Annotated in this window: 15 protein-coding genes and 1 pseudogene; 10 read left to right on the top strand and 6 right to left on the bottom strand. The window is 70.5% G+C overall.

Going from position 1 to position 16,901, the window contains the following annotated elements; translation table 11 throughout:
* Positions 1–209 precede the first annotated feature (209 nt).
* Positions 210–608, bottom strand: a complete 399-nt coding sequence (locus CXR44_RS18125) for a nuclear transport factor 2 family protein (RefSeq protein WP_245899245.1) — start codon at positions 606–608, stop codon at positions 210–212.
* Between the two features lie 88 nt (positions 609–696).
* Here CXR44_RS18125 and CXR44_RS18120 point away from each other — a divergent pair, with 88 nt between their 5' ends.
* The 3 genes from CXR44_RS18120 to gdhA all read left to right on the top strand — a co-directional run bounded on the left by CXR44_RS18120 (position 697) and on the right by gdhA (position 3,964).
* The gene (locus CXR44_RS18120; protein ID WP_101787237.1) at positions 697–1,461 is read left to right on the top strand and encodes a helix-turn-helix domain-containing protein; all 765 of its coding nucleotides are present in this window, start codon (positions 697–699) and stop codon (positions 1,459–1,461) included.
* A 64-nt stretch (positions 1,462–1,525) separates the two neighbouring features.
* The gene (locus CXR44_RS18115; protein WP_101787236.1) at positions 1,526–2,497 is read left to right on the top strand and encodes a threonine ammonia-lyase; all 972 of its coding nucleotides are present in this window, start codon (positions 1,526–1,528) and stop codon (positions 2,495–2,497) included.
* A 123-nt stretch (positions 2,498–2,620) separates the two neighbouring features.
* Complete coding sequence (gene gdhA / locus CXR44_RS18110) at positions 2,621–3,964, top strand: NADP-specific glutamate dehydrogenase (protein WP_101787235.1); 1,344 nt, start codon at positions 2,621–2,623, stop codon at positions 3,962–3,964.
* 122 nt (positions 3,965–4,086) lie between these two features.
* On the opposite strand, the gene CXR44_RS18105 is transcribed toward gdhA, so the two are convergent.
* On the bottom strand, positions 4,087–4,908 hold the full coding sequence (locus CXR44_RS18105) for an NAD(P)H-binding protein (protein WP_101787234.1): 822 nt from the start codon (positions 4,906–4,908) through the stop codon (positions 4,087–4,089).
* Between the two features lie 308 nt (positions 4,909–5,216).
* Between CXR44_RS18105 and CXR44_RS18100 the strand changes: the two genes are divergently transcribed.
* Positions 5,217–5,648, top strand: coding sequence for a MarR family winged helix-turn-helix transcriptional regulator (locus tag CXR44_RS18100; protein ID WP_101787233.1), 432 nt, complete (start codon positions 5,217–5,219; stop codon positions 5,646–5,648).
* A 52-nt stretch (positions 5,649–5,700) separates the two neighbouring features.
* Here the strand turns inward: CXR44_RS18100 and CXR44_RS18095 are convergent, their stop codons facing one another.
* From CXR44_RS18095 to CXR44_RS18085, 3 genes are all read right to left on the bottom strand, one after another.
* Entirely contained in the window at positions 5,701–6,312 is a 612-nt protein-coding gene (locus CXR44_RS18095) for an SUKH-4 family immunity protein (protein WP_101787232.1), read from the bottom strand.
* 267 nt (positions 6,313–6,579) lie between these two features.
* Complete coding sequence (locus tag CXR44_RS18090; RefSeq protein ID WP_101787231.1) at positions 6,580–7,038, bottom strand: Clp protease N-terminal domain-containing protein; 459 nt, start codon at positions 7,036–7,038, stop codon at positions 6,580–6,582.
* A 6-nt stretch (positions 7,039–7,044) separates the two neighbouring features.
* Positions 7,045–7,248: a helix-turn-helix domain-containing protein gene (locus tag CXR44_RS18085; protein WP_101787230.1), complete on the bottom strand. Its 204-nt coding sequence runs from the start codon at positions 7,246–7,248 to the stop codon at positions 7,045–7,047.
* A 74-nt stretch (positions 7,249–7,322) separates the two neighbouring features.
* Between CXR44_RS18085 and CXR44_RS18080 the strand changes: the two genes are divergently transcribed.
* The 4 genes from CXR44_RS18080 to CXR44_RS18065 all read left to right on the top strand — a co-directional run bounded on the left by CXR44_RS18080 (position 7,323) and on the right by CXR44_RS18065 (position 12,707).
* Entirely contained in the window at positions 7,323–7,979 is a 657-nt protein-coding gene (locus tag CXR44_RS18080) for a DUF998 domain-containing protein (protein WP_101787229.1), read from the top strand.
* A 178-nt stretch (positions 7,980–8,157) separates the two neighbouring features.
* The gene (locus tag CXR44_RS18075; protein ID WP_245899244.1) at positions 8,158–9,024 is read left to right on the top strand and encodes an ADP-ribosylglycohydrolase family protein; all 867 of its coding nucleotides are present in this window, start codon (positions 8,158–8,160) and stop codon (positions 9,022–9,024) included.
* 301 nt (positions 9,025–9,325) lie between these two features.
* Positions 9,326–10,051, top strand: a complete 726-nt coding sequence (locus tag CXR44_RS18070) for a dienelactone hydrolase family protein (RefSeq protein ID WP_101787227.1) — start codon at positions 9,326–9,328, stop codon at positions 10,049–10,051.
* A gap of 862 nt (positions 10,052–10,913) precedes the next feature.
* On the top strand, positions 10,914–12,707 hold the full coding sequence (locus CXR44_RS18065; RefSeq protein ID WP_101787226.1) for a discoidin domain-containing protein: 1,794 nt from the start codon (positions 10,914–10,916) through the stop codon (positions 12,705–12,707).
* 165 nt (positions 12,708–12,872) lie between these two features.
* Here CXR44_RS18065 and CXR44_RS18060 read toward each other — a convergent pair.
* Positions 12,873–13,919: pseudogene (locus CXR44_RS18060) on the bottom strand (ROK family transcriptional regulator); the annotation flags it as partial.
* 105 nt (positions 13,920–14,024) lie between these two features.
* Between CXR44_RS18060 and CXR44_RS18055 the strand changes: the two are divergent.
* Positions 14,025–15,269, top strand: coding sequence for a Gfo/Idh/MocA family protein (locus CXR44_RS18055; RefSeq protein WP_101787225.1), 1,245 nt, complete (start codon positions 14,025–14,027; stop codon positions 15,267–15,269).
* Positions 15,266–16,888 (top strand): beta-N-acetylhexosaminidase, encoded by a 1,623-nt coding sequence (locus CXR44_RS18050; protein ID WP_245899243.1) that lies wholly within the window; start codon positions 15,266–15,268, stop codon positions 16,886–16,888. Before CXR44_RS18055 ends, CXR44_RS18050 begins: the two co-directional genes overlap by 4 nt.
* Positions 16,889–16,901 lie beyond the last annotated feature (13 nt).

Below are 16,901 nucleotides of genomic sequence, written 5' to 3'. Positions count from 1 at the left end.
CAGGAGCGCCGTCCCCCATAACGTGATCCGGACAGCTGGGTCAGCGGCGTGGGACCCGGACCACAGCGGCCGTCGGACACCACGCGCGCCGGAAGGTGGAGGTCTGCGGACACCCTGCAGGACGGCGGGCCGGCCCGTCGGGCATCGGGCCGTCCCCGATGCCCCCGGCGTTCACGGTCACGGGGCCCGGTTCGTGGCCGGGTCAGGGATCAGCGGATCTCCCACCAGGTCAGGTTGGCGGCCGCCCGGGAGACCGGCTCGATGATCTCCCATGCCTCGACGATCAGACCGTCGTCGAGCCGCCAGATGTCGACGACCGCGATCTCCGGCCCGCCACCGGGCAGCCGGCGCCGGGAATGCAGCACGACGTGATCGCCGTCGGCCAGCACGTGCTGGATCTCGACCTGCATGTCGGCGAGGTGGACGAGCGCGACGCCCACAGCGGCGAGCCATTCCGGCTTCGTCCTGGAGGTGGCGTCGGGCCGGTGGTGAAGGAAGTCGTCGCTCAGCAGTGGCGCGAGCGCGTCGACGTCGCCGGTCGCCACCAGTGCCGTCAGCGCTTGCTGGACGATCCTCTTGTTGTCCTGGGTCACGTTCTGCGTAGTCACGGGCAGCAGTGTTCCCACCGTCCGGGACGGTTGTCGATGACATCCGATTTCATGGCGTCCGGCCGGGCGATGAGTAGCATCGACGTCCATGCACACGGTGGGGGAACTGCTGCGGCAGTGGCGGCATCGCCGGCGGCTCAGCCAGTTGGACCTCGCGATCGCCGCCGAGGTGTCGGCTCGTCACGTCAGCCTGGTGGAGACCGGCAAGTCACGTCCGAGCGCCGGGATGATCCTGCGGCTGGCCGAGCAGCTGGACGTGCCGTTGCGTGAGCGCAATCGGCTGCTGCTGGCCGCCGGCTTCGCGCCCCGCTATGCCGAGCGGCCGCTCGATCAGGAGGCGCTGTCCGCGGCCCGGGATGCGATCGAACGGGTGCTGCGGGCGCATGAGCCGTATCCGGCGCTGGCCGTGGACAGCCGGTGGAACATCGTGATGAGCAATCGCGCCCTCGACCCGTTCCTCACCGGGGTGGCCGCCGACCTGCTGGTCCCGCCGATCAACATGGTGCGGCTGGGGCTGGACCCGCGTGGGCTGGCTCCGCACATCGTCAACCTGGCGCAGGTGCGGGCGCTGCTGCGTGTCCGGATCGCACGGCAACTCGCCGCGGCTCCCGACCCCGAGCTCACCGCGCTCTACGAGGAGTTCCTGGCTCCCCATGCGGAGGAGGCGAGCCGGCCGGTCGAGTCCGAGGTCGCCATCCCGATGGTCTTCCGCTTCGGCGGACGGGAGCTGCGGCTCTTCTCGACGACCACCACGTTCGGCACTCCGATGGACATCACCCTGGACGAGGTCGCGATCGAGTCGTACTACCCGACGGACGCCGAGAGCGCCGCCTACTTCACCGCACCCGCCTGACCGCCGTGGCAGGCCCGCAGCACCCCGTCTCCGCAGCCGGCACCGGCTGCTAGGCTGCCGCCTCGTGCAGGAGACGCGCCTCGACACGCATCGGATCCGGGCGGCTCGCCGGGTGATCGACCCGGTGTTCCTCGACACTCCGCTGTACCGCTGCGAGGCGCTGGAGCCCGACCTCGGGTGCGCGGTGAGCATCAAGCTCGAAACGGCGAACCCGGTCCGCAGCTTCAAGGGCCGCGGCACCGAGGTGGTCGCGAGCCTGCTCGCTGACAAGGGCCCGCGAGCAGTGGTGTGCGCCAGCGCGGGCAACCTCGGCCAAGCCCTCGCGTGGTCCGGTCGCGGCCGGGGGCTCGACGTCACCGTCGTGGCGTCCCGCTTCGCGCCTGCGGCGAAGCTGGATCGCATCCGCGCGTTGGACGCCAGGTTGGAGCTGGTGGACGGCGACTTCGACATGGCTCGCGAGCGGGCGGCGGCCATGGCACGGCACGACGGCATCCGGCTGGTCGAAGACAGCCTGGACATCGAGACCTGCGAGGGCGCGGCGACCATCGGCCTGGAACTGGTGGACACCGGGCGGTCGTTCGACGCCGTCCTGATCGCTCTGGGCGGCGGGGCGCTGGCCACCGGGGTGGGTCATGTGGTGAAGGCCTTGGCGCCCGACGTCGAGGTGATCTGCGTCCAGCCGCTGGGCGCGCCGGCGATGACGCACTCGTGGCGCCAACGGCGCGTCGTCACCACCGACTCGACCGACACCATCGCTGACGGCGTCGCCGGACGGTGTCCCATCCCGGCCGTCCTGGACGACCTCCTCCTGGTCGCCGACGACGCCGTCCTGGTCCAGGAGTCATCGATCATCGCCGGGATGCGGATGCTCCTCCACCACGCCGGCCTCGTCGTCGAACCGTCGGCCGCGCTCGGCATCGCGGCGATCCTCGAGGACCGTGACCGCTTCGCCGGCCGGCACGTGGTCACCATCGTGTGCGGCAGCAACGTCGACGTCGGCGCCTACCACCGCTGGCTCGGCACGGCTCCCGCCTGACGTGCCGGCTCGCGCGTCGCTGACGGGCGGGGCTGACCTCGGCAGACCCCTCCGGGCCGCATTCTTCTCACAACAGGCCTGACCGTAAAGTGAGGACGATTGCACCAGTGAGGTAGGGAGCACATGTTGCACGAGAAACTGTCGTCGATCTACGACAACGTCCTGCGCCGCAACCCTGGGGAGATCGAGTTCCACCAGGCGGTGCGCGAGGTGCTCGAGAGCATCGGCCCGGTTCTCGGCAAGCATCCCGAATACGCCGAATCGAAGATCATCGAGCGCATCTGCGAACCCGAGCGGCAGATCATCTTCCGGGTGCCCTGGCTGGACGACCGCGGCGAGGTGCAGATCAACCGTGGCTTCCGGGTGGAGTTCAACAGCGCGTTGGGCCCGTACAAGGGTGGGTTGCGCTTCCATCCGTCGGTCTACCTGGGCATCGTCAAGTTCCTGGGGTTCGAGCAGATCTTCAAGAACGGGCTGACGGGCTTGCCGATCGGCGGCGGCAAGGGCGGGTCGGACTTCGACCCCAAGGGCCGTTCCGACCGCGAGGTGATGGCCTTCTGCCAGAGCTTCATGACGGAGCTCTACCGGCACATCGGCGAGTACACCGACGTGCCGGCCGGTGACATCGGTGTCGGCGGCCGGGAGATCGGCTACCTGTTCGGCCAGTACAAGCGCATCACCAACCGCTACGAGTCCGGCGTGATCACCGGCAAGGGCCTCGTGTACGGCGGCGCCCAGGTACGCACCGAGGCCACCGGTTACGGGTGCACGTTCTTCGTCGAGGAGATGCTGAAGGCGCGCGGAACGTCGTTCGACGGCAAGCGGGTCGTGGTGTCCGGCTCCGGCAACGTCGCGATCTACACCATCGAGAAGATCGAGCAGCTCGGCGGCCTGGTCGTGGCCTGCTCCGACTCCTCCGGCTACGTGCTCGACGACAAGGGCATCGACGTGGCGCTGCTCAAGCAGATCAAGCAGGTCGAGCGCGGCCGGCTGGAGACGTACGCGGCCCGCCGCGGCGAGCACGTCACCTTCGTGCCCGGCCGCAGCGTGTGGGAGGTGGCGTGCGAGGTGGCGATGCCGTCCGCGACGCAGAACGAGATCACCGCCCGCGACGCCGCGTTCCTGGTGGACAACGGCTGCATCGCGGTCGGCGAGGGCGCGAACATGCCGACCATGCCGGAGGCCATCAAGGTGTTCCTGGAGGCCGGTGTCGCCTTCGGGCCGGGCAAGGCGGCCAACGCGGGCGGCGTGGCGACCAGCGCCCTGGAGATGCAGCAGAACGCCAGCCGCGACTCGTGGTCGTTCGAGTTCTCCGAGCGCCGGCTGCGGGAGATCATGCAGGACATCCACGCCCGCTGCCTGCAGACCGCCGAGGAGTACGGCCTGCCCGGCAACTACGTGGCCGGCGCCAACATCGACGGCTTCCGCCGGGTCGCCGACGCCATGCTGGCGCTGGGCCTGATCTGAGCGGTGCCGGCTCTGACGAAGGCCACGGCGGGACCCGCCGCAGGACGATCACTGACTGATCCCGTTCCGCGACGTGGCGCCCGCCGGCCGGCGGCGGAGCCGGTGGACGCCCCGTGCGCAGGTCAGGGCTGGAAGGCGGCCGCGTGCTCGCGCGCCCAGGTGGCGAACGTCCGGCCGGGTCGCCCGATCAGGCGCTCCAGGTCCCTGGTGATCTCGGTCGGGACGCCGTCGTTCGACTGCTGCCAGTCCAGCAGCGCGTCGGCGACGGGCCCGGACACGTAGTCGGCCATCTCCGTCTTCCACTCCTCGCGGGTGACCTTCCGGATGGCGATGTCCCGGCCGATCACCCGGCTGAGAACGTCGATCTGCGCCGCGCACGTGATCGACTCCGGGCCGGTCAGGGTGTAGACCCGGCCGCCCAGAGCGGGATCGGTGAGGACGGTGGCCGCCGCCTCGGCGAGGTCGGTCTCGTGGAGGGGATCGTTGTACGACCCCGGGTACGGCAGGCTCACCGGGGCGCCGGCCTTGATGGGCCAGGCCCAGGCGAGGGCGTTACCGGCGAAAGCACCGGGACGGAGCAGCGTGCTGCGGACGGGGGCGACGGTCAGGGCGTGTTCGACGTCCAGGTGGGTTTTGGCCAGCGGGTTGGTCTCAGCGTCCGAAGCGAGCACGGCGGAGGACGAGAGCAGCACGATGTGCTCCACTCCGGCGGTGATGGCCTCCTTCACGAAGGCGTCGACGTACGACGGCTCGGCGTACAGGAAGACCGAGCTGACGCCGGCCAGGGCGGCCGGGAAGGTGGCCGGGTCGGTGAGGTCGCAGGTGGCGATCGACGGGTCGCTCGGACGGCTCGACGCGGGGCGGACCGGCAGGCCGCGCTGTCGCAGGAGGTCGATGAGCGCGGTGGCCACGGCGCCACGAGCGCCGGTGACGAGGATGGTCATGTCGGGACATGCCTTTCTGATGATGGGGACCGGGCCATGAGGGCCTCGGAAGATGAGAGGTCCGCTCCGCTCCCCGCCACACGCAAGGCCGGCGAAAGGAGTCTGGCCACGGCGAGGAACGCCGCTCCGCCGAGCACGATGTCGGTCAGAGGAACGTCGCCCGGCCGAGCACGTCCCCTCCCGGGTGCGGCGGAGGGTAGGGTGTGAGCGTGACACACAAGGTGCGTCACGCAAAAGTTGTGTGACGCAAACAATGTGAGGCATGGGACGGTCGGGTGTCAAATCGAGCCGAATCACTGAAGCGGATCATGGACGAGAGCCAACGGCACTACGCGGCGTACGTGCTGTTCAATCAGGCGTTGGCCGACCACCTGCGGATCCACTCCACCGACCTGCAGTGCGTGGCGCTGCTCGACCTGGAGTCCGGGCCGGTCAGCACCGGCGAGATCGCGCGGCTCACCGGCCTGACTCCCGGCTCCGCCACACGTCTGGTGGATCGGCTGGAGAAGGCGGGCCTGGTGGAACGACGCCCGGACCCCGCCGATCGCAGGCGCGCGCTCGTCGCCCTGGCGCCCTCGGCGCGGGAAAGGATCAGTGCGGCCTGGGAGCAGCCGGGCCGGGCGTTCACCGAGGTGCTGGACAGGTACGAGGACGCCGAACTGGACGTCATCGCCGACTACCTGCACCGAGCCGCCGAAGTGGGCCGCGCCCAGGCCGATCGCCTCAGCACGGAGAACTGAGGAACGCCGTCCGGCTCGCCGACAAGCGGAGCGATGCCGCTTCGGGCGGCGATCACCCGTAGAGCGAGCGGGCTCCCGGGCTCCCGCCCTTGAAGCGCCGGCCCGCGGCGATCTCCTCGCCGACCACCCACCAGACCGTCTCGTCGTCCTGGAAGGGGAGCGGGTCGACACTGCTCGTCTCCAGACGGATACGCTCCACCTCACGCTCCAGACGCTCGAACCCGGCTTCCTCGTCGCCGCCGCTGAAGGTGAACTCGTCGAGCAGGCGCTGGAACCGGAGGGTGACCTGGACGAGGGAGGAGACGTCCGCATGGAGTTCCTGCACGGTCTCCGCGTCGGCGTCGAAGGCGTGCACCCTGCCGGAACCGGGGTCGAGGGCGAGGTGGGCGTTGAGCAGCCAGCCGATGACGGGCCACTCGCCCGCGTCCGTCGAGACCCCCTCGAAGTCCTCGGGGTCGATGACGTCCTCGACGAGGGGCAGCCGGCCGGTGTCCTCGTCGGGCTCACGCAACTGGAGCGTCCCGGTGGGGACGCCGACGGTCTGCAGGAGCCGTGCGCCCCCGGTGTCCCCGGTGGAGGGCGCGAAGGCGGTGGCGGGCAGGGTCGCGATCCGGTCCTCGCCGAAGATGTCGGCGAGTCCGCTGCGGGTCACGTCGAAAAGCACTGCCGGAACTCCGAACTCCACGGCGGCACGGACGCCGCGGGACTCTCAGTGGGTGGAAGCGGACACAACAGCGTCGCGAACGGAGGCGCTTCCGACCGCTCACCCGCCCTCTTGCGAACGAACGCGACATCGATCATGTGGCCATGTGCCGACCGGCGGGAACGCCCAGACGGTGTGCCAGGAGCCAGGACCCGGCGATCCGCTCATGAGCTGGACCCCTGGATCGGCAGGCAGTGACCTGGCAGTGCGACTTCGTCGCGCCGTCGGCTACGGCGCGAGACGGGCGCGGGCGGTCACCCGGTCCACGCCGAGCTCGGCCAGCACGTCAGACGCGGGATCGGTGCGGTCACCGTCCAGGAGCCCGGCCAGCAGGTGGACCGCGGTGACCCGGCGCGCGGGGTCGCGCCTGGCCACGGCGACGGCCCGGGACAGGGCCGCCTTCGCGCCGGAGGTGAAGGGCGTCCGTTTCGACGGTGCAGAGATCGTCGCCCGCTCGACGCCACGCGCGTCCACGCCGATCGCGGCAAGGGCGGCGTCATCCAGGACAGCGAGCGCCGACCGCGCCGATGCGACGTCCACCCCGAGTGCCTGTGCCGCCTCTGCATCATGGAGCACGCCGAGGAGTAGATGCTCCGTGCCGACGCGCCGGTCACCGCGCCGCCGCGCCTCCGCCGGTGCGTGCGCCACCACCGCAGCGCGGGCACCCGCCGTGAACCGTTCGAACATCGCAACTCACTTCCCGTGTTTGGCGTGGGCGGACTGGCGCGAGACGCCGAGGGCGTCGCCGATCTGTTCCCAGGACCAGCCTTCGGCTCGAGCGCGGGCTACTGCGGCGGCCTCGACCTGCTCCGCGAGCCGGTGCAGGGCACCGACGGCGCGCAGCCCCACCGCCGGGTCGTGCGACCGCAGCCGGGCGACCAGTTCGGATTCCTCCATGCCTGTCAGTTTGGATTGACAGCCGCCACTTGTCAATCCAAACTGACAGGCCTCACCTGCTCAAGGAGGGCTCCATGTCCAAGATCGCGTTCATCTGTGGCATCGCCGCCGGCCCGCTGTTCGTTCTCAGCTTCCTGATCCAGGGGGCCGTCCGGAACGGGTACGATCCGCTGCGCCACCCCGTGAGTTCCCTCGCCCTCGGCGACCACGGCTGGGTGCAGAGCGCCACCTTCCTCGTCGCCGGCGTGTTGACCACCGTCTTCGCCGCCGGGCTCCGACGGAATCTGCGCCCAGGGCCCGGCACACCATGGGGCCCGTCGCTCGTGGGCATGTGGGCGCTCGGCCTCGTCGGCGCCGGCCTGTTCACCGCGGACCCGGTGAGCGGGTACCCCGCCGGCAGCCCCGATCTGCTGCCTGCCTACGGCAGCGCCCAGGCGGCTCTGCACGACGCCGCGTCGCTGGTCGCCTTCGTCGCGATCCTGGGGGCCTGTGTCGTGTTCGCCCGCCGGTTCGCCGCCGACAACCGGCGGGGCTGGGCGCTGTACTCGACCGCGACCGCCGTCGTCGTCCTCGTCACCCTCGGACTCTCGAACGCGGCCTTCGCCCAATCGCCGAACCTCGTGGCCCTCGGCGGCCTGTTCCAGCGCATCATGATCGTTGCAGCCTGGGCATGGCTGACGCTGCTCGCCCGGGACATCCATGGCCACAGCGAGCGATCAGAGCTCCGTTAGCCGATCGCGCATCGCACACCGGGCTGGACGACCCGGAGATAAGGAAGCCGCGACGTACCGCCAGACTTCACCCATGCGCTGACCGAACGTGAAGCACGCAGGCCGACACCCGGCGTGCTTCACCATGAGAGCAATGTCAGCTCATCTCCTTGCGCGGGCCACAGCCTCGCTCCATGGCTTGACCCTCGGCGACGCCTTCGGTTCCCAGTTCTTCGTTCCACCCAATCGTCACGCCCTCTCTTCTCGCCTTCTTCCGCCCGCCCCGTGGCAGTGGACGGATGACACCGAAATGGCGTGCTCCATCTACCGCGTCCTGGCCGACCACGGCACCATCGACCAGGACGAACTCGCCACGAGTTTCGCCGCCCGTCATGACTTCGACCGCGGGTACGGCCCGGCGACGAACCGGATGCTCCGGCTGGTACGTCAAGGAGGCGACTGGCGGGCGCTTTCTGCGGCGCTTTTCGACGGCAAGGGCTCGTGGGGCAATGGCGCCGCGATGCGGGTGGCGCCACTCGGTGCCTGGTTCGCCGACGACCTGGCCGAAGCCGTCCATCAAGCCGCCCTGTCAGCGCAGGTCACCCACACTCATCCCGAAGCGGTGGCCGGCGCCATAGCCGTCGCGGTGGCCACAGCCGTAACCGTCAACGACCCCGACCTGCCCGCCGGGCATTTCCTCGACCGCGTCAGGGAGCACGTGCCCGCGAGCATGGTCCACGACGGCATCGCCGAGGCTCGGCAGCTCCTCACCATCAGCGACCCCACGCTGGCCGCCCGGATGCTCGGCAACGGGCGACAGGTCACCGCTCACGACACGGTCCCGTTCACCCTCTGGGTGGCAGCCCGTGAACGCCATGACTTCGAAGCGGCCATGTGGACCACGGCGGCGGCGGGCGGGGACGTCGACACCACGTGCGCCATCGTCGGCGGCATCATCGCAGGCTCCGAGAGCAATCACCTCCCACCCCCGTGGAGAGGAAGATGCGAGCCGCTACCGAGCTGGGCAGGCGCCCCACCACTCGACCATGTGAGAGCCACTTACTGATCAACTGCCTTGAGTGTCGGTGAGAGCGAGAGCCATGCCCGTGGGTCTGGGGCACGGCTCTCGCGACGCTGTGTGAGGGGTGAGCCGGAAGTTGCCAGAAACCTGCCGCGAGGGTCAGCCTCCAGCACCGCGGCAAGGGCAGGTGATCCGATAACGCTGCCGCGAGAACGGGGTTCGTGACGGACCTTGTGAGCCATCGCCGCATTTCAGAGGCACACCCGCGCTGTTCTGCCCACGGTGAACTCTGCCAGCGGTGAACACCGGCCCGACCCGGGTTCTACGATCACTACAGTCCCGTCTTATGACGACAGTGACAACCCGCACGGTCGAGTACCCGGCCGACGGCCTGACGATGATCGGGCACCTTGCGCTGCCTTCCGGCACCGGGCGCCGCCCCGCGGTGTTGCTCGGACCAGAGGGCCCAGGGCTCAGCGACGTCGAGCGCCGCCGAGCCGATGCGCTCGCCGAGCTGGGATACGTGGCGCTGGCCTTCGACCTCCACGGCGGGCGCTTGCTCACCGACCCCGAGGAGATGCTGGCCCGTTGCATGCCGCTGCTCGCCGACCCTGACCGGATGCGGGGCATCGGCCACGCGGCGCTCGACGTGCTGCGCGCCGAACCGCGGACCGACCCCGACCGGATCGCCGCCGTCGGCTACGGCACCGGGGGCGCCATCGGGCTGGAGCTCGGGCGCGACGGCGTCGACCTCCGCGCGATCGGGACAGTCAACGGGCTGATCACGGGCCGACCGGGCGAGGCGGCGCGCATTCGCTGCCCGGTGTGGGCCGGGGTCGGTTCGGAAGACCCGATCATGCCGCCCGCGCAACGGGACGCGTTCACCGCCGAGATGCAGGCCGCGGGCGTCGACTGGCGCCTCGTGGTCTACGGCGGCGCCTTGCACGCCTTTCACCACCCGCCGGTCGACCACGCCGTGGTCCCCGGCGTCGGCTACCACCCACGGCACGCGCAGCGAGCCTGGCGCGACATCGTCGACCTGCTCGCCGAGTGCCTGCCCCTGACGGATTGATCTGGTCCCGCCCGTCCAAGCTCGGCCACCCGCTGACCTGCGCCTACCGGTCATCACGGCAGGTTTCTGGCGTATTCCGGTCCCACCCTGTGAGTGTGGTCAGCTGGCTTGTTCGGCTCTGGCTCGGGTTCGGGCGTTCGGGCGATTTGCCCATCGGGTGACGCGCGAACCCGGCGGCGAGGGCTCGCCGGGTTGTGGGTACAGCGCGCGTCAGGCCGGCGCTGGGCTGGTCGGTGCCGCAGGGCGCCCGGGTGATGTCGCGGGGGATGCACCGCACCGGAGGGCCGCGCGGTTGCCCAGGCCGTCGTCGTCCAGACCCGCGCTCGTACCCTCCCGGAAGCGCACGGTGGAACCTTGCTCGACAACGCCGAGCCAGCCGTGCTCACGCGACCAGCGAACCCAGCACTTCACGATCGCTCTGCACAGGCCGGTCCGCTCACAGATGCCCGCCAGCACATGGCCCTCCAGTCGGCCGCCCAAGCGACCATCTGGGCGACGCAGAGCAGATTGCCGTACCCGTCATAGCGAAGGACCAGCACTTCGCTGAACTTGCCCTGGGGACTGCTGACCCGCACTCCCCTGCCCGACGAACCGGGTGCGGAACTCGGCCGCCAGCCGGTGGATCGTGCGGCCTTCAGGCAAGGCCTCTCCCATCGCCGCACTGTCCACTCCTCGGTTTATCCGGCGATGTTTATTTAGGAGTCCATAAATAGTCACCGCGAAGCCCTTGCAGCATCACTCCGATGCCGCAATGATCTCGAAGGGAGGGGTCACATGTGGGAAAACTTCCTTTGGAGCCTGTCGATAGTGGGCTTCACCCGTGTGCGACCCACCTCTCGATCCCCCAGTAGAAGGACTGCACATGCGCCGCTTGATCCCTCCCCTGGCCGCCGCCGTGGCCCTGACCGGACTGCTCTCCGCGACCACCACCAGCGCCACCGCCGACCCCGCGAACAAGCCGGTCCACCGGCTCGACTGCGACGGTACGGGCGGGCCGGGCAGCACCTGCACGGTGATCGCCACCGGCAAGGCGCGCCCCCATCGCGTCGAGGAGTTCGTCACCACGGTCAAGACCGGCGACCAGGTGTGGGCACGAGACACGATGTACACCCGTGACGGCCAGGTCCGCAGCCGTCCCTTCACCCTTCCCGCCGGGGAGGTGACGGTCGACGTCTCGCTGACCTCGCTGCCGGAGAAGCACGTGGGCACCCAGCTGCGGCTGATGGCGTTCAACCTGTTCGTCGGCGGCACGTTCGACCGCAAGGAGACGACCGGCGAGAACCTCGCCCACATGATCGACTACATCAACGAGGTCAACCCGGACATCTTCTTCGTGGTCGAGGGCTACGGCTCGGGCGAGAAGATCCTCGACGGGCTCAACGCGGGGCGGTCCGAGGGCGACCGGTTCACGGGTGTGCGGCTCACCCACCCGGAGGACAACAGCCACAACGGCGACAACCTGTGGTTGTACACCAAGCTGGAGGTCCAGAAGGTCTACCCGCGCTACGCCGACGCCGAGATCGACTCCTTCAACATCGGCGGCGCCCGCCTCGGCCTGCCCAACGGCCAGCACGTCCACGCCTTCAGCCTGTGGACCTGGCACGACGGCTGGGCCTACGGCGACACGCACAACGCGGCGGTGGAGAACACTCACGGCCTGCCGCGCTCCAAGACCGACGCGCAGATCCTCGAGGGCGACTACCTGCGCCGCATGGCCATGGGCAAGTCCATCCTGGAGAAGGCCATCCCGCAGTTCACCGAGAACGACGGCGCCCCCGTGCTCATGGGCGGCGACCTCAACGCCCAGTCACACCTGGACTGGAGCGAGCAGTTCGCCGACTCGCCCGGCCACGGCGGCCTGGTGCTGCCCTGGCCGTACACCAAGCAGTACACCGACCACGGCTTCATGGACACCTTCCGCTACGCCAACGCCGACGCGGGGCTGTACCCGGGCCGCACCTGGAGCCCCTTCCACGGCATGGGTGCCATCCCCGGCCGCATCGACTACGTCTTCGCCCGCGGCGAGGACGTGCGTGTCCTGGGCTCGCGCGCCGACATCCAGCGCCTGCCCCGCCACCAGCAGACGCCGCTCTACCCCCAGTACCCCTGGTACTCCGACCACGGCGCGGTCGTCACCGACATCCTGATCCGCGGCAAGGGCACCGGTCCCGACCGCGAGATCGTCGCGGAGGAGCCCGGCAAGGGACGCCACATCTGGCCGGCCGAGCCCGCGGGCCGCCGCATCCCGCCGGCCGAGCTGAAGGCCACGGCCAGCACGTTCAAGCCGGGCATCGGCGACCCGAAGCGGGCGGTCGACGGGAACCTGACCACCGACTTCCATTCCGACTACCCCGTGGTGCCGCCGCAGCCGCACACGATCACCGTCGACCTCGGCAGGGTCAGGGAACTGTCCGCAGTGCGGTTCCAGCCCAAGCTGCGCACCAACATGAACGGCACCATCCTCAAGGGCATGGTGCAGGTCAGCGACGACGGGGTGACGTTCAGGGACGTCAAGGCCGTCGAGTGGGCGCGCATGACGGCGCCCAACGACGTCAGCCTCGACGGGGTTTCGGCCCGCTACATCAGGCTGCGGTCCGACTACGGCATCGGCGGCGCCTCCGCCCTCGCCGAGATCCTCCCGTACGAGAAGGCCTGACGCGCGGGGCCCCGCCCCCCCCCCCCCCCCCCCCCGCGGGGGGGGGGGGGGGGGGGGGCCCGCGAGCGTGCCCTCGGGCGAGAAGAAGTGCTCGTCGACGTGGTCGAGCGCCAGGCAAGCGCCGCCCAGGGCGACGCACTCCTCGCCGAGCGCCGAGGGCCGGATGGACGGCACGCGCAGGCAGTGGGGTTCGAGGGCTCGCTGGAGAGCCGGCAGCAGGATGTCGGCCGAGCGGGAGAACCCGCCGCCCAGGATGACCAGCTCGGGATCCAGTGTGAGCACCATGGCAGCGGTGCCGAGCGCGAGCTGGCGGGCGTAGGCGTCGACGGCGGCCATGGCCTCCTGGTCTCCGGCGCGGGCGGCGCCGAAGACGAGCCGGGCGGCCTCCTCCGGCGGGGCGCCTTCTGCTGCGGGGCTGTCTTTCAGCAGGTCGGCCATGGTGCGCCATCCGGTGATCTCCATGAGGCCGACCTCGCCGGTGGCACCGCTGAATCCGTGGTGGAGGTGGCCGTTGAGGATGAGCGCGGCTCCGGGCCTGCGGCCGACGTGAAGGTAGACCAGGTCCTGCACGCCCTCGGCGACGCCGAGCCGCTGCTCGGCGAGGGCGGCGAGCTTGCTGTCGTTCTCGATCGTGATCGGGCAGGGCAGCCGCTGCCCGAGGTGGCCGGCGAGGTCGACACCCGGCCAGTCGGGAAGGTCCTCGACCCGGGTGACCAGCCCTTCCCTGTTGACGACGCCGGTGCTGCCGGCGGTCACGCCCCACACGTCGCCTGCGGTCAGCCCGGCGGCGACGAGGGCGGCGTCGACGGCCCGCCACACGGCCTCCAGCCGCTCGGCGCGCGGGGTGTGCCGGTCGACGGCGACCCTGCCGCTGGCGACGATGCGGCGCGCCAGGTCGGTGACCACGGCCAGGACCTTGTGGACTCCTATGTCGATGCCGAGCACGTGACCGGCGTCGGCGCGGAAGCGGTAACGCTTGGCGGGCCTGCCCATGGTGCCCGGCGCGGGCTCGACCTCGGCGATCCAGCCGCGCTGGTGGAGGTCAGTGACGACGTCACCCACGGAGGCCCGCGACAGCCCCGTCTGGGCGGACAGCTCGGTGAGCGTCAGTGGAGCCCGCGCGTCCCGCAGAGCGCGGATGCTGCTCAGGGAGTTCAGCTGACGCAGACGCTGAAGATCCCCACCACTGACCTGCACAGATTCGCTCCTCATCGTCAACGGTCTCCGAGACTTAATGAAATCATCCGGCAAAGCGGGGCTTGACTGCAAGGCGGGATCCATGACTATTTATGGAGTCCACAATAAAGGGGTCCGTGAATGACTGTGACTATAGCCGTCGCCGGGGCCGGAGCCCGCGGCCAGATCTACGCCAGGGCCGCCGTCGCCGACGGCAGGGCGCGGATCGTGGCCGTGGCCGACCCGGATCCGGCCAGGCGAACCGCGCTGGCCGCCGAGCACGGCCTGTCGGAGGAAGCCTGCTTCACGGGATGGGCCGAGCTGGCCGCCGTGCCGAAGCTGGCCGACGCAGTGATCATCGCCACCCAGGACCGGATGCACGCCGACCCGGCCGTGGCCTTCGCCGACCTGGGCTACGCCATCCTGCTGGAGAAGCCGCTGGCCCCCACCGAGCCGGAGGCCCGCCGCATCGTCGAGGCGGTCGGGCGCAACGGCGTCGTCTTCGCGGTCTGCCACGTGCTGCGCTACACCCCCTACACCAGGGCGTTCAAGGAGCTCCTGGGCAGCGGCAGGCTGGGATCGATCTCCAGTGTCCAGCACCTGGAGCCGGTGGGCTGGTGGCACATGGCCCACTCCTTCGTGCGGGGCTCCTGGCGCAACGCCGTGGAATCGGGGCCGATGCTGCTGACGAAATCGTGCCACGACATCGACTGGCTGCTCCACATCATCGGCGAGAAGCCGGTCGCGGTGTCGTCGTTCGGCTCGCTGACCCACTTCCGGCCGGAGAACCGCCCGGACGGCGCGGGCGCCCGGTGCGTGAGCTGCCCGGTCGAGCCGTCCTGCCCCTACTCCGCCACCCGCCTCTACCTGGGCTGCCTCGGCGACCCGGTGCGCGAGTTCTGGCCGCTCGGCGCGGTCACCTCGGACGCCAGCACGGCAGGCGTCATGCACGCGCTGGAGACCGGCCCCTACGGGCGCTGCGTCTACGACTGCGACAACGACGTCGTGGACCAGCAGGTCGTCACGCTGGAGTTCGCCCACGGCGCGACCGCGTCGTTCACGATGACGGCGTTCACGCCGCTGGAGCACCGCAAGACACGCGTGTTCGGCAGCCACGGCTTCGCCGAGGGCGACGGACAGCGGATCAGGGTCGTCGACTTCGTGACCGGGGCCGAGGAGATGATCGACACCGGGAGCGGTGCGGGCGCGTCGTTGTCCGACGGGCACGGCGGCGGCGACGCGGGCCTCGTCAGGGCGTTCGTCGAGGCCGTCGCCGCGGGTGACCAGGCGCCGCTCGGCGCCGGACCGGACGAAGCCCTGGCCGGGCACCTCGTCGTGTGGGCGGCCGAGCGCGCCCGCGAGAGCCGTACGGTGCAGGCCCTGTGACCGCGACCCCGGCGACCCCGGTGACCGCGATCCCGGCTCCCTCCTCCTGCGTCACCGGAGAAGGACGCTTCACCTTCACCTCCACGACCCGGCTGACCGCCGACCCGGCGCTGGCCAGAGCGGCGGAATGGACCCGCCAGGTCCTCACCCCCGCCACCGGCCTCCGGCTGCCCGAGGGGCCGGGCGGCGTCGAGTTTCGCCTCGTCGAGGGCCTGGCTCCCGAGGAGTACCGGCTCACCGCCACGACCCGGTCCGTCCTCATCGAGGCCTCGGCCCCGCCCGGCGCCTTCTACGGCGCGCAGACGCTGCGCCAGCTGCTCGACCCGGCCGCCTACCGCGCCGCCCGCACCGGCGAGCGCGCCTGGAGCATCCCCGAGGTCACGATCCGCGACGCCCCCCGGTACGGTTGGCGCGGCTGCCTCATCGACGTGGCCAGGCACTTCCTGCCCAAGCCCGACCTGCTGCGCTACATCGACCTGCTGGCCGCCCACAAGCTCAACGTCCTGCACCTGCACCTGACCGACGACCAGGGCTGGCGGCTGGAGATCAGGAAGTACCCGAAGCTCACCGAGGTCGGGGCCTGGCGGCGCGAGTCGCCGCTGGGCGCCCGGCGCCACCGCCTGTTCGACGGCCGTCCGCACGGCGGCTACTACACCCAGGACGACATCAGGGAGGTCGTCTCCTACGCCGCCGACCGCTTCGTCACGATCGTCCCGGAGATCGACCTGCCCGGCCACACGCAGGCCGCCATCGCCGCCTACCCGCAGCTCGGCAACCTCGCCACCCCTCTGGAGGTGCGCACCGAGTGGGGCGTCGGCGAGAACGTGCTCAACGTCTCCGACGAGACCATCGCCTTCTTCACCGACGTGCTCGACGAGGTCCTCGAACTCTTCCCGGGACGGTACGTCTGCGTCGGCGGCGATGAGACGCCCAAGACCCAGTGGAACGAGAGCGTCCCCGCCAAGGAACGTATCCGCGAGCTGGGCCTGCGCGACGCCGACGAGCTGCAGTCGTGGCTCATGCGACACTTCACCGACTACCTGCTGGCCCGCGGGCGTAAGCCGCTCGGCTGGGACGAGCTCCTGGAGGGCGGCCTGCCGCCGGGCGTCACCGTCGGCGCCTGGCGCGGCCACACGTGCACGGCCACGGCCGCACGGGCAGGCCACGACGTGGTCGTCTCCCCGTTCGCCGAGACCTACCTCGACTTCCGCCAGGCGGAGGGCGACCAGGAGCCGGTGCCGATCGGCAGCGTGACCTCCCTGGAAGCCGTCCACTCCTTCGACCCGGTCCCGCCCGGCCTCGCCGAGCGCGACCGCATCCTCGGCGCGCAGGCGGCGCTGTGGACCGAACACATCGACTCGCCCAGGCTGCTCGACTACATGGCCTTCCCGCGCCTGGCGGCCTTCGCCGAGGCCATGTGGAGCGACGAGCGCGACTTCGACGACTTCCTCGTACGGCTCGCCGTACACGAGAAGCGGCTCGACGCGCTGAGCGTGGAGTATCGCCCGGCCACTGGCCCGCACCCCTGGCAGCGACGTCCCGACGCCCCCGGTCACCCCCGGACCAGGGCCGAGATCGACCGCGAGCTGGCCATCTGGACCTCCAACCTCCACCCCTGACCCCCCAACCTGG

This window comes from Nonomuraea indica (assembly GCF_002850745.1).
Taxonomy (GTDB): Bacteria; Actinomycetota; Actinomycetes; order Streptosporangiales; family Streptosporangiaceae; genus Nonomuraea; species Nonomuraea indica.
The sequence above is the reverse complement of the archived record's forward strand: the minus strand, read 5'-3'. Positions and strand labels throughout refer to the sequence as shown.